Annotated in this window: 12 protein-coding genes; 4 read left to right on the top strand and 8 right to left on the bottom strand. The window is 42.7% G+C overall.

Annotated features, from left to right (window positions below; all coding sequences use genetic code 11):
* Nucleotides 1-48: 48 nt before the first annotated feature.
* From I6E61_RS10240 to I6E61_RS10250, 3 genes are all read right to left on the bottom strand, one after another.
* Entirely contained in the window at nucleotides 49-675 is a 627-nt protein-coding gene (locus tag I6E61_RS10240) for a hypothetical protein (RefSeq protein WP_197134226.1), read from the bottom strand.
* Between the two features lie 67 nt (nucleotides 676-742).
* Nucleotides 743-1180 carry a secondary thiamine-phosphate synthase enzyme YjbQ gene (locus tag I6E61_RS10245; RefSeq protein WP_197134229.1) on the bottom strand — a complete coding sequence of 146 codons (438 nt, stop codon included), beginning with the start codon at nucleotides 1178-1180 and terminating at the stop codon, nucleotides 743-745.
* A gap of 7 nt (nucleotides 1181-1187) precedes the next feature.
* Nucleotides 1188-1820, bottom strand: a complete 633-nt coding sequence (locus tag I6E61_RS10250; RefSeq protein WP_197134232.1) for a hypothetical protein — start codon at nucleotides 1818-1820, stop codon at nucleotides 1188-1190.
* Between the two features lie 149 nt (nucleotides 1821-1969).
* Here I6E61_RS10250 and yiaA point away from each other — a divergent pair, with 149 nt between their 5' ends.
* Nucleotides 1970-2530, top strand: a complete 561-nt coding sequence (gene yiaA, locus I6E61_RS10255; RefSeq protein ID WP_197134234.1) for an inner membrane protein YiaA — start codon at nucleotides 1970-1972, stop codon at nucleotides 2528-2530.
* A 22-nt stretch (nucleotides 2531-2552) separates the two neighbouring features.
* Here yiaA and mnmC read toward each other — a convergent pair whose 3' ends face one another.
* From mnmC to ispZ, 4 genes are all read right to left on the bottom strand, one after another.
* The gene (gene mnmC / locus I6E61_RS10260) at nucleotides 2553-4664 is read right to left on the bottom strand and encodes an FAD-dependent 5-carboxymethylaminomethyl-2-thiouridine(34) oxidoreductase MnmC (RefSeq protein ID WP_197134690.1); all 2112 of its coding nucleotides are present in this window, start codon (nucleotides 4662-4664) and stop codon (nucleotides 2553-2555) included.
* A 48-nt stretch (nucleotides 4665-4712) separates the two neighbouring features.
* The gene (locus I6E61_RS10265) at nucleotides 4713-5153 is read right to left on the bottom strand and encodes a hypothetical protein (RefSeq protein ID WP_320158586.1); all 441 of its coding nucleotides are present in this window, start codon (nucleotides 5151-5153) and stop codon (nucleotides 4713-4715) included.
* Complete coding sequence (locus I6E61_RS10270; protein ID WP_197134237.1) at nucleotides 5150-5479, bottom strand: YciI family protein; 330 nt, start codon at nucleotides 5477-5479, stop codon at nucleotides 5150-5152. Before I6E61_RS10270 ends, I6E61_RS10265 begins: the two co-directional genes overlap by 4 nt.
* 147 nt (nucleotides 5480-5626) lie before the next feature.
* Complete coding sequence (ispZ, locus tag I6E61_RS10275) at nucleotides 5627-6178, bottom strand: septation protein IspZ (RefSeq protein ID WP_197134240.1); 552 nt, start codon at nucleotides 6176-6178, stop codon at nucleotides 5627-5629.
* Between the two features lie 378 nt (nucleotides 6179-6556).
* On the opposite strand from ispZ, the gene I6E61_RS10280 reads away from it, so the two are divergent.
* Both I6E61_RS10280 and I6E61_RS10285 read left to right on the top strand, forming a co-directional pair.
* Nucleotides 6557-7438: a PHP domain-containing protein gene (locus I6E61_RS10280; protein ID WP_197134242.1), complete on the top strand. Its 882-nt coding sequence runs from the start codon at nucleotides 6557-6559 to the stop codon at nucleotides 7436-7438.
* 267 nt (nucleotides 7439-7705) lie between these two features.
* Entirely contained in the window at nucleotides 7706-9160 is a 1455-nt protein-coding gene (locus I6E61_RS10285; RefSeq protein WP_197134245.1) for a GGDEF domain-containing protein, read from the top strand.
* Between the two features lie 87 nt (nucleotides 9161-9247).
* Here the strand turns inward: I6E61_RS10285 and truD are convergent, their stop codons facing one another.
* A complete protein-coding gene (gene truD / locus I6E61_RS10290) occupies nucleotides 9248-10513 on the bottom strand; it encodes a tRNA pseudouridine(13) synthase TruD (protein ID WP_197134248.1) in 1266 nt (421 codons plus the stop codon).
* Between the two features lie 222 nt (nucleotides 10514-10735).
* Between truD and I6E61_RS10295 the strand changes: the two genes are divergently transcribed.
* Nucleotides 10736-12409: an FAD-dependent oxidoreductase gene (locus I6E61_RS10295; RefSeq protein WP_197134251.1), complete on the top strand. Its 1674-nt coding sequence runs from the start codon at nucleotides 10736-10738 to the stop codon at nucleotides 12407-12409.
* The last annotated feature ends 90 nt before the right edge of the window (nucleotides 12410-12499 follow it).

Below are 12499 nucleotides of genomic sequence, written 5' to 3' on the forward strand. Positions count from 1 at the left end.
GTGCCGCCTTTTTTATGGCAAATTTTTATAAATGTTAAGGCTCAGATATTACTCAGTGATGACTTCTGCTTCTGCACTGACCGCATCAAAGCTCGTGACTTTGTTATTTTGGACGAGATCGACAGTGCCTCCGCCAGCATGGCTGACTAACTGAATACTACCATCGTTTGAACGATACGTAGGGTTATTACCTTGACCTTCTGGTGCGCTTAGCGTCAGCTTTGGTTTATTGGGCAAGGTGACAATAGCATTGAGAGTACCTGCCGCCGAGGTTTCAAAGACGACGGATAGAGTTTCACCTGCTGCATTTTTATAACGGACATCCGTGATTTGTGCACCTTTAATGGCCTGCTCAGGATCGGGTGCTACAGCAGTATTGTTTGCTGCGGCATTAGTAGTCTCAAGATCGCCTTCTAACTTATTTAAATTAATGTTGCGCTCTGAATTTTCTGGTAATTGTGCTGGGTTACTATCTATGCTTTCGGCATCCTCAGCAACATTGATGTTAGTCATGACGGGCGTTGTTTGTACAGCTGTCTCCGTCTGTACTTCATTGGCAGTTTCAGGTTCTGGGTCTTTTTGGCAGGCAGTCAGTAGTAGTGCGCTAAAGAAAACAGCGGGGATTATTTTATAGTAGGACTTGAATTTTAGTGGGGTTACAGTAACGTTGTTCATAATAAGGCAATTATCCAATAAGCGTGCTCTATTTAAGCACAGTAAAACGTAAGAGTCAGTGATGCTGTTAAATATTAACCGTAATAATCAGCTTTCGCTGCCCGCCATATTTTTCAAGATTGTCTCTATGTTCACACAAGTAAATACCCTGCCACGTCCCTAATCCTAGCGTTCCATTGACGAGTGGAATGGTCAAGCTCACGCCAAACAGCATACTTTTAAAATGGGCTGGCAAGTCATCTGAACCTTCTAGGGTGTGGCGATACTCTGGTTGATCAGCGGGTGCGATTTTGTTGAGCCAGTCTTCGGTATCTAGTCTGACATCGGGATCAGCATTTTCGTTAATGGCTAGGCTGGCAGAGGTATGCTGCAAAAACAGATGCACCAACCCTGCATTGTCAGAGTGAGGTATCAGCTGGTCAATCGCGTCTTCAATTACCGGAGTGATAATATGAATACCGCGCGCATAAGCAGGTAACGTAAGGGTGGTTTGGTGATAAGACATACGAGGCTCACTTTATCTTTAGACTATCGGCTGCCATGCCACTTTCTTTATAGACATCATCCAGATATCGGCGGCTGGCCAGTAACTTATCAACGACCCCATTTTGGCTTTGGGTATTCAGTTTTTGTGAAAAGTCTAAAATTGAGTTTAGCTGACTCAACACGACGTCATAGCTGGTATTTTGTTGATCTCTGTCAATGATGACCGTTTTTGCATAATGTTGATTAAGGCTCAGATAATCCGTAATCAATTCTGGCACACGTGTCGCGATGAGCTTATTAAGGGTAAATAATTGCGATTCAGTGATTTCATCATGGTGAGTCGATTCGTATTGCTGCCCAATATCATCCATCGTGGCTCGGAAGACCTTAGGAACTTGCTCATCATAGAGCAGCTTAATAAAGGGGTGGTGAGCTGAAAAATTAATAACGTCAAGCTTGTTAGTTTGGTTGTTTTCTACCTTCTCTCTTGAGATCACCTCTGCTTGAGACTGGGACGCGATATGATGCGCAGATGCTAGATATTCTTGATGACGTTGTATAGAGTCATTCTGAGTGCGCTTAGATTTTTCTTTTATCACAAAAAATATAGGTACGATAAGAATTAGGCTAAGCAAAATGAGTAAGGCAAAAAAAGACATGTTGGGACTCTGGCGTTAAAAAGGCTGTTTATCTTAAAAATAATTTTAGATTACAATATAACACGCTTGTGTTATGTTAAGGCAAAACAGAGGTCGATAAAAGTTGTATCTCTTTACTGAATATTTGCTTATTTTAATTAAGGACCATGATGAACAACGACACGATTACTAAGAGTCAGCTAGCCGCATATAAGCCGACGACTGCATATGTTGGGACTTCTTGGGCAGTCATGCTGGTCGGTGTGCTTGCATATCTACTGGGACTATGGAATGCACAAAGTATGTTATTGAATGAAAAGGGCTATTATCTAGCAGTGCTAGCGCTTGGTCTTTATTCGGCAATCAGTTTGCAAAAAACCCTGCGTGATCGTAGTGAGGGTATCCCAACGACGAATATGTATTACTTAATCAGTTGGGCAGCTTTAGGATTGTCTATTGCACTTATCGTGATGGGTCTAATGAATGCTGGAGGCTTAAGTCTCAGTGAAAAAGGCTTTTATATGATGGCGTTTACCATGAGTTTGTTTGCCGCTGTGACCATTCAAAAGAACACGCGTGACGAAGCACAAATTCGAACTTTGACTGCTAGCCCTATGACTACGGTGAAAAATGACGGCAGTGCTAAAATTGCTCATCAAGGGGCACCTGAATCTGATTCTGGAAAATCGCTTTTCGGTTCGGTTAAATCTAGAATGGAAGGCAATGAGTAAAGTCTTCGACTACAAGAAAAAATTAAGTCAGCGGTGTGTGCAAACGCGTACGATTTGGTGATAGGCGTGCTAGCATCGCGGTTGATAAAGGTGTAAACGAGCCTAGCATCCTATCTACTAGAGCCTCAGCACATAGTGGTGCAATGGCATAGCCTTTAGCACCCATCGCACTCATTACCCAAACGCGTTCGCTATCAATCAATTGTCCTACGATAGGATGGTAGTCAGGTGTCTGGGTACGAACACCAGCACGTCCTTGCCATCCACTTATATCTGTCGGCACAACCGACGCCATCTCAGGAATGGCAGTGACCAATTTATCACGGCTAATCTGATGCTCTTCCTGACGGATACCCGTGTCCGTATCATTACGTATAAAACTCGCCCCTAGTAGAAACTGAGGACTGCACTCTGTAACATCGTTTAATTGTCCGTCATATACTTGGGCAGTGAATGGCGTACAGTAACCACTATATTTGAGTGGTATTTTAGGTAAGCTTGCGAGTTGTTCGGCTGTCGGCGTAAACCAAGAAAGCTGCCCACGAATTTTTCGACAGTCAAAAATACGCTGATCTAATTGATGGCTTTCAAATGCCGCACAAACCACCACATTATCAGCCGTTATGGATGTCACTTGTTGATTTTGATCATACCCTTCAACACAAACATCATTTTCTGTCTCGCTAATATCATTGACGGCTAACTGCTGAAAGTGGATGAGCGGATGGTTCAGAATCGTATCTTTTAAGGCTTGTGGATTGACTAAGCCTGACTGCGGTAGATATAGATTCTCCGATACATCCTGCGTCTTTAATCCGCTGGCATCTTGCGCCTGTACAAGTGATAACGTGGTTGCCATGTCATCAGGATAATCTGCAATTTGCTTTGGGCCGATATTGGCTTTGATCAGTAAATCAAGGGCGCCTGTTGGCTCTAGTATAGGTGCTGTATTTTGCTGTGCAGCTGTTTCATTTAGCACATGATACAGCCTGCTGCTGTAGAGATACCCCATAGTATGTAAATGCTCATCAACATGATGAATAGGTGTCATTTTGGGAGCAAGTAAGGCACGGGGGTTTCCTGATGCACCTGCTAAGGGTGCGGATTTGTCTAATAAAGTGACTTGGATACCACGATTGGCCAGTGACCAAGCCGTTAGCAATCCGGAGACACCAGCACCAATGACGATACTGTGATCAGGCTTAAGGTTGCTATAAGTAGGAATATTTTGTGTAATGTTAGCAGGCTTGTTCTGACTATTAACTGCAGATGAACTTTCCAATGCAGTCTCAGTCATGACGGCTGTTAGCATTTGGTTCTTTCGACCAAAGCCTTTTACTTTACTAATCTCAAAGCCATGCTCTCTTAGCCCACGTTTAACGATACCTGCACTGCTATAAGTCGCAGCGGTGGTGTTTGGGCCTGATAAGCGTTGTATCTGAGCAAAGATATTTTCTGCCCATAAAGTGCTATTACAAGAAGGGGCAAAGCCATCTAAAAACCATGCGTCAACGCAGGGCGTAGGTTTTATAGAGGTGTCTAATGCTAACCTAGCCAAGCTCTCAGCAGCATCACCAAACCACATGTCAACGGTCAAATTATCATCAAAAAAACTCAAACGATGAGAGCCAGCGATCAGGGGCGGGTAGGCGGCCAAAAGTGGTGTGATTAACTCTGTAAGCTCAGGCGCACGCTGCGCCCACAGTGTGAGTATGTGTGTTAAATCTGCAATGGGTATCGGGAACTTTTCAGTGGTAATAAAATGCAGACGAGCCGTTGCTAGTTGTGGATTAGTCTCGCGTAACTGTCGCCATAGCAGCCAAGTGGCTAATAGGTTAAGTCCCGTACCAAAGCCCAATTCAGCGATCGTAAAACATTGTTTTGGAGCAAGGTTTGCCAGTCGCTCTGGTAGTTGGTTGTATGCCAAAAACACATATCGTGACTCTGCTAGACCGTCTGAATGCGAAAAATACACATCGCCAAACTCACCTGATACGGGTACTTGATTACCCGTATCGTCTACCTGCCAATTAATCTTGGCAGGAGTGATGATGTTTAGTGAATTAGCAGTTTTAGATTGCGCAGGAGAATCAGGCGTTTCTTTAGGTGCAGACGTGGACTTAGACGTGAACATAATAGACATAGACACTCACATAGGACAGAGCAATAAAGAGAGAGTGCGCTACCAACGCTCACGGCGGACAAACACTAGCCACGAGATAAAGATACCAACCAATAGACTGATTAATACTGTAAATGCCCCGTATAAGAAAATCTGACCTTTACTTTCATAAACCAAGACATTTGCTTGAGTCTGCAAGTCGTTTACTTGGCGCTGCAGCTGTGCATTGCGGCTTAGTAATTCTTGATTGGCATCAGACAGCGCCTGTTTAGACGGCTGCAGTTGCGCTGCTAAAGTACGATTGATATCCAATGCCGAGTTACTGGTTGGTGGCGCGTTTAGTGCTTCAGGTTCTGTCACCGGTATCGTTGCTAATGGGTCGGTCACATCCATAGTAGTGACTGTTGGTGCAGCTTGTACCGATGCAGCAGCCATAAACATTAGGGTAGCTATACTGAGTTTATAATGACGTGTATTCAAATAAGAGACACGCTGGCTCACGACGCTGCTACTTTGTTTGATGTGCTGTCATCCGGTTTTGGTAGTGCTTGAATGAATGGCTTGATATCTACATGGCTGTACACACCATCACGCAAGTAAGGCTCTTCGTTTGCCCATGCTTGCGCGGCCTCAATAGAGTCAAAATCAGCAATGATTAGACTGCCTGACATAGCACTTTGACCATGCTCAATAGGGTTTGGACCTGCAATAATGAGTCGCTGCTCATTGTTCAATGCTTTAAGACGGTCAAGATGTTCAACACGGGTAATCTGACGTTGCGCGCTGCTCTCTGCAACATCGTGACCAATAATGGCAAATAAGGACATAAGACTTCCTCAATAAAGTGATGATTGATGTAAAGTGTGTTTAGGGTCTATTGAATGTTCAACAGACCCTAATCAATAAAGCTTAATTTATAGCGATTAATACGGATATTTATAGATAGTATTTATTATAAAATAATAGCCTAATTCTTACTTAGTGGTTTTATTTGTCAATTCTGGATTTAAGTAATTTTTCAATACCGCAAACTGGGCCACAACGAATACCAACATAATTGGAATCCAGCCGTACGTTTTAAAGTTGATCCATGCTTCATCTGACATCGTAAACGCTGTGATATAATGTAAGACACCCATCATGGCAAAAAACAATGCCCAAGCGATGGTGAGTTTTTTCCAGCCACTCATTGTGAGCGAAAAAACATCTTTCATTGCTAGCTGCATCAGAGGCTTATTAATCGCAGCACTTACTAATAGAGTCAAGGCAAAGATACCGTTGATAATTGGTGATTTCCAACGCAGATAGATGTCATCACGTAAGATTAAGGTACCACCACAAAACAGAATGGTTAATAATAAAACAACCCATTGCTGCTTATCAAACCTGCCTTTTTGGCGAATAAAATGAATCGCATAAACGATAATCGTGGCGATGAGTAAAGCACCGGCCCCTGCCAAAATACCACTGTGACGCGCACCAATGAAAAAGGCAATTAAAGGAATAAAGTCTAATAGGGCTTTCATAACAAATAGGGTGTCCACCAAAAACGTATGGGGTGTAGTTTACACGTCTACTGCACCAAAAAAAAGCAATCAACGTGATAATCGTACTATATAGCGGACTGGCTTAGTAACACTTTATGATTATGGCTCATGAGCAGCACTACTGCCAAATATAACTATTCGATAATGTCAGTAGTTTTATATATATTAAATACAGTCACTCCACTATAAAAATGTCACTGCGTTAATCTCGCTTGAATTATTTAATATACATCTACACTCGGTTTGCTTGAATGACTTTCGTATTGAATAGACTACACAACACAACGGCTAGCTACCACTGTATTTCTCTTTTTACTCTCTTTAATGCTTATTATTTTAAAATGCTAAGGCTTATTTATGAAATTCGATCTACATTGCCACAGTACTTGCTCTGATGGTACTTATGGACCAACGGAAGTAATACAACGCGCCCATGCGGCTGGCGTCAATGTATTGGCATTGACTGATCACGATACACTGGCGGGGATTGATGAGGCGAGAGTCGCTGCTACAGCCTGTGATATGCAACTCATTAATGGTGTTGAGATAAGCTGTGAGCATACGCTCAGCGGTGGTTATGGTAAAAACAAATCGACCAACAAGATTATCCATGTACTCGGGCTTGATTTTACAGACTTAGACAAAATGCATGCAACATTGCAGCAACTGCAAGACAGTCGCGCCACTCGTGGTCAGAAAATCACGGAAAAGCTCAGTGAACTGCTAGATATCAGTTATGACGAGCTATGGCAGGCTGTACTTGTGAAAGCAGGTGGTAATCCTCAAGCAGTAGGGCGTGCGCATATTGGTCAAGTATTGTTTGAGCGTGGTGAAGTAAAAACCGTACAAAAAGCCTTTGATAAATATCTGGCGGACAATAAACCTGCTTATGTGGCGATCGAGGCGCTAACGATGCAGCATGGTATCGAGCTAATCCATGCGTGTGGTGGCAAGGCTGTACTGGCGCATCCGACTCGTTATCAACTCTCAGCAACTCGTGTGCGTAAACTGATCGAAGAGTTTGCCCAACTGGGCGGTGATGCTTGTGAGCTGCCCTCTAATAGTGAACCAGTTAGCACCCGAAGAATGGTTGATCGTAGTATCGCTGAGCACGATCTTGTCACATCAATCGGTAGCGACTTTCATGGTAGTAATATGCCGTGGCGACGTTTGGGTGATGTACCGACCTTGAACCCTGAACAGCAAGGGGTTTGGCAGTCTTTTAAGATGTTTGCTTAATCTGTGTTACAACTATTCAAAAAATACCTATAAAATCCACTGAAAAGTGGTTGATTATAGGTTAATCTTAAACGTTGCTTGAGTTAATATATAGATTTAAATAATGTTTAAAACAAAGCGTCAAGTATTGACGTGTGAATCTATCAAATGGATTGATAACTCGGGCATAAATGTCCACACTGAATAAGTAGTTTTGGTTTAAGTAGCAATCATGAGTTGTTATTCTGGTTTTAGCTCTATCAATTTTTTTATTTGCGGTAGCCCATTATGGCTGTATCTAAGTTTTATCTAGGCTACAAACAGCTTTCTAAAGCAGTTTTTGAATGGCAAGCAGCTGATAGGACGGCACTACTGGCAGCATTCATGGTGATGGATGTTTTTTCGCATTGGCTGTGGTGCTTATTTGTTTGGTATCGCCGTGATGCTTATAGTAATTACATTGATATGAATCTGCTGTATCCAATATGGATCGGTGTGTCTGTGGTAGGTGTATTCTTACTATGGATGTCCAGTCGTTTTTCACCAGTTAGAAAAGCCAAGAGCAATATATATACATGGCAAGCGATACTCATCACTATTTATAGTGCCTATATTACCTTTATTGTCGCAGTATTGGGACATAGCAGCTTGGTAGCGGGTGTCTCGTTAGTAGGTGGTACGATGTTGGGTATGATGCTCATTAGCCGGCGGTATGTATGGCGAGCATTTATAGGGCAAATCATTGCTATTTTGGTGGTAACACTCATTCCTTATGTTGGCATTACGATACCCAATTTACGCCAAATGATAGCCACGACGCTGCCTCCTAATATTCATAGTTATGTGACTTATAGTGAGATGGCTATGATGAAAGACGCTACTGCTGCCACTGTTCTGCCAAATGGAAGGTTAAATTGGGATAGTGTCAATTACCTGCGTCAATCTTCTAATCTGTTGTGGCGCTCTACACATATTTATATGTCGCTACCAAAAGCTATTTTTATTATTTATATGTTCCGTACTTTGTTGGTGATATTAGATGACAGTAGAAAAGAAACCTTACAACATGCCAATCAAGATGAGCTGACACAACTAAAGAATCGTCGTTATGGTCTGATGCAAATGAAGCAAGCATTGGTGACGATAGAGGAGTCTCAAGATATCAGCGTTATCCTATTGGATTTGGATTGGTTTAAGGAAGTTAATGACAATTACGGGCATGATGTGGGTGATCGAGTCTTGATCACAGTGGCACAGACGCTGTCGCAGTCTTTAACGGATGATACAATTGTTAGCCGATATGGTGGTGAAGAGTTTTTGATTGTACTGCCAAATACAAAGCATGATAGTGCGATGGTCATTGCTGAGCAACTACGGCTAAGCATTGCTGAACAAACCATCATGGTCGATGACAATATTACCTTTAATGTGACCGCTAGTCTCGGATTGTACACGCTGACTTATAAAGAATGCATGTCTTTTAAGAAAGCGAATCGAGCGGCAGGCAAAACAGAAACGGGATGTCAGCTTGATCATTCACAGCTAAATAAATCGTATATTGGAAAAACGTTTGATAACCAAACTGAACTCACACAATTGCCCCAAGATATTTGCCAGCGTTTAATTTGTAGGGCAGATAAGGCTTTGTACAAGGCTAAGAGCCTCGGGCGCAATCAAGTTGTGAGTGCTAACGAGATGTCAGAATCAGGCGATGACAAGATAGATTCGCTTTATAGTCATTAGAAAGTAATCAAGCAGCTGAACATTCATAGATGACTACTGCCATCTATGAAGGTCGTAATCAGTATCTACCGACTATACTATAGTTGATTAAAAAACTAACTGCTGTACCAAACTTGCCAATACACTGGTTGCAAAGCTGCCAGTCGTTAGCGTGAAATTCAATACTAGCGTTTGCGAGTCTTCTTCTGAATCATGCCATTCCCATGTTAACGCTTCGATAGGTAGACGCAGCGCTCGTCGTTGTGCTTTGATATCACGCTGCTCTAATCCTGCTGCTAACTGCATCAGTAATGGGCTATGTTGTACGGTATCATTTTCAACGTCAGCCGCCGCACTACTGACTTTATCATTGTCTATGCCCCACATCACAGCCGTTGGATGAATATCACCACTAGCCATTCGTTCACGTAATGTGTCATCTATCTCTTCACTGGTAAAGATCGATCCTGAGCCATCTAGATTAAACACTTCACCAGATAGACCAGTATTCCAGCTACCATCTCGTACGCGTACTGCCAATATCTCATTAAATATCAAGCTACGGGCGGCAGACAACTCCATCGTGTTTTGCTCACGTGGCGCACGCTTGCTTTTACTCTTTTTAGACGATGGGCGAGGCGCTCGCGGTGGACGTGCAAATAGTGATAAGGCTTCTCTAATATTATTGCCATTACGTCCAAAGCGCTGTGGACCAAAATAATTGGGGACACCACTTTGGCTAATATTCGATAAATACTGCTCGACTGTTTTTTTTGCAGACAATAGCTGCTCAGGTTTTGGTGTCTCAGTATCAATATTTTCAAACTGAATATCACGTAAGGTAATCACGAATTGATTGGCACGATGCGTACCACGATTGAGCTTTTTGTTATGCCAATACTGAGCGAGAATAGTGACTGACTCTGTCTCTCCGATATCTATCGGTGCAAACTCAGTTGCTGGTAACTGCTTCTTTGGTATTCGTAGGCTAAACCACTGTGTCGTTAGTGCATGACGATCTTTCAGTCCTGAATATCCAACATCACGTAATGGAATCTCTGCCCACTCTGATAATAGTTTGGCTAAATAAGCAGTGTTCATACCTGATTTTTCGATATGCAACCATAGATGCTCACCTTCATTGGTGAAGTCTAATGGCAATATCTCATTAACGATGAAATCCGTAGTATTAGCCTTATAAGTTGCCCGTTTTAATGGTGGCTGCATCGGCTGCGGCAACCGCTCAGTATCTGAGGCTGCTGTAATATCAATATCAGCTATATCAACGGATGTACTCGTAACTGGCTTGCTCTCCAAATGTGGTTCAGAAGTAGAGGTCGTAGGCGTTTCGAGATGGTTGTCTGGATAAGTCATAAAGTAATCTTTTATTTTGATTGTAAGTTTTAAATGGAAGTCAGGGTAATAGAGGGTTTTAGATGAAACGTGAAAATTACGTTTTGCAACGCAGTAAACATACAAAAAAACAGCGTGTGCTAAATGGTCTTGCTACTATCGATGAATAGGGTATGAAAAGATCATAGAGTTGTTTTCATATCGTTTTTATTAGAAATCTATTATAACTGTTAAGGAAGACTTATGACCAATGCAACGATTAACACAGTTACTATCAGCAAGGCAGACATTCCAAGTGGCGGCATGAAATCATACAAGCAAGAGGATGATAGTATCATTTTAATCACCCGAGACGACGATGAGTTTCATGCGTTTGATGGTAAGTGCCCACATGCAGGGGCAGATTTAGGCAACGGGTTACGCTGTGGCAACCGTGTGGTTTGCCCATGGCATCATGCTACTTTTGATAGTCGTGATGGCACATTGTTAGAGCCAATCGCCACCGAAGGCTTGACCCAATATCAACTGACTGATACTGGCGATGAGTTGATGGTGACGACATCAGTCAAAGAAAAGACCGATATACCAAATGATAAATTGATAGACACTCATACCGTGATTGTTGGTGGCGGTGCGGCTGGGTTTATGACGGCACATTATTTGCGTAATACTGGATATGGCGGTGATATCACATTGATTAGTGCTGACAATAGAGCTCCTTATAATCGTCCGTTATTGTCCAAAGCTTTTTTGGCAGGGAATATGCCAGAAGAGAAATTACTGCTTGGCGGTAGCGACTGGGCCACGAACAATAATATTGATTTGCGCTTGAATCAAACTGTGAGCAAAGTATTGCCCAATGAGCGTACTTTAATGGTTGTTAGTGACAGTAGTCACAGCAACAATGATAATAGTAGTGATGAAACCATATCTGCCGATTATTTGGTGGTAGCAACAGGATCGTCGCCATCTATTCCCCCAATTAAAGGGGTAGACTTGGATGGGGTTTATACCTTACGTAGTATGGATGATGCCAAGCTGATAAAGGCGGCCAGTCATGATCAGCGAGTAGTGATTATTGGTACAGGCTTTATTGGTATGGAGGTGGCCTCAGCCTTGGCACAGGCAGGCACGACGGCCTCGATTACGGTAATTGGTCAAGACAAGCGGGTGATGGGTAATATCGTCTCAGAAACCGTTAGTGATGCACTTATCAAGTTGCACGAAGAAAATGGCATTAACTTTGTATTTGATGCCACGGTCAATGCAATCACTGAGGTTAAGAGGGTTGTCAATCAGTCTGAGAATAAAGAAGAGAACCAAACCTTTTCACAAGTGGGCGGTGTGATACTGGGAAATGGTGAGCAGATTGATGCCGATATTGTGATTTTAGGCACAGGAGTATCTGCCAATACTGCGCTGTTAGAAGAGGTCAATGATCCTGATGGTGTACAGGTCGACAGTAAACTGCAATTGCGTGATGGAGTTTATGCACTGGGTGATATTGCAAAGGCATATGGACAGATGGGACGTATGCGTATTGAGCATTGGCGCGTGGCATTACAGCATGGGCTTGTGGCGGCCGCTGCAATATTAAAAGATGATACGGTAGAAACACTAGATGCTCGTGTGCCGTTTTTTTGGACCATGCAATATGGCAAAAGCCTACGCTATAGCGGTCATGCGGCCACACCCGAGCACAGTATTTTATTTGGTACGCCAGACACGCTCGATTATATCGAGTACTATTTCGATGACGAAGGCGAGGACAGCCGAGCCACTGCGGCCAGTACATTAGGGCGCGACCAAGAGCTAATTGCTTTTGCTGAGCTATTACGTATAGGTCAAGCCCCAACTCGTGCTCAAATCAACTCAGGATTCGATATTATTAATCAAGCAAAAGTGTTATCACTCTAGCACTACAAAGCAATAAGTATTAGTATCTTGGGCATGTCATCAATTAACACATTAATACATTTAGTGGTCTTAAAATGGCTAAATTTTGAT

The organism is Psychrobacter sp. NZS113, assembly GCF_015864825.1.
Taxonomy (GTDB): domain Bacteria; phylum Pseudomonadota; class Gammaproteobacteria; order Pseudomonadales; family Moraxellaceae; genus Psychrobacter.

Excerpts from the sequence above, each read along its gene's own strand:
- ispZ (WP_197134240.1), bottom strand. The coding sequence starts at position 6,178 with ATGAAAGCCCTATTAGACTTTATTCCTTTAATTGCCTTTTTCATTGGT.
- I6E61_RS10240 (WP_197134226.1), bottom strand. The coding sequence starts at position 675 with ATGAACAACGTTACTGTAACCCCACTAAAATTCAAGTCCTACTATAAA.
- I6E61_RS10285 (WP_197134245.1), top strand. The coding sequence starts at position 7,706 with ATGGCTGTATCTAAGTTTTATCTAGGCTACAAACAGCTTTCTAAAGCA.
- I6E61_RS10245 (WP_197134229.1), bottom strand. The coding sequence starts at position 1,180 with ATGTCTTATCACCAAACCACCCTTACGTTACCTGCTTATGCGCGCGGT.
- I6E61_RS10270 (WP_197134237.1), bottom strand. The coding sequence starts at position 5,479 with ATGTCCTTATTTGCCATTATTGGTCACGATGTTGCAGAGAGCAGCGCG.
- truD (WP_197134248.1), bottom strand. The coding sequence starts at position 10,513 with ATGACTTATCCAGACAACCATCTCGAAACGCCTACGACCTCTACTTCT.
- I6E61_RS10295 (WP_197134251.1), top strand. The coding sequence starts at position 10,736 with ATGACCAATGCAACGATTAACACAGTTACTATCAGCAAGGCAGACATT.
- I6E61_RS10250 (WP_197134232.1), bottom strand. The coding sequence starts at position 1,820 with ATGTCTTTTTTTGCCTTACTCATTTTGCTTAGCCTAATTCTTATCGTA.
- mnmC (WP_197134690.1), bottom strand. The coding sequence starts at position 4,664 with ATGTTCACGTCTAAGTCCACGTCTGCACCTAAAGAAACGCCTGATTCT.
- I6E61_RS10280 (WP_197134242.1), top strand. The coding sequence starts at position 6,557 with ATGAAATTCGATCTACATTGCCACAGTACTTGCTCTGATGGTACTTAT.
- yiaA (WP_197134234.1), top strand. The coding sequence starts at position 1,970 with ATGAACAACGACACGATTACTAAGAGTCAGCTAGCCGCATATAAGCCG.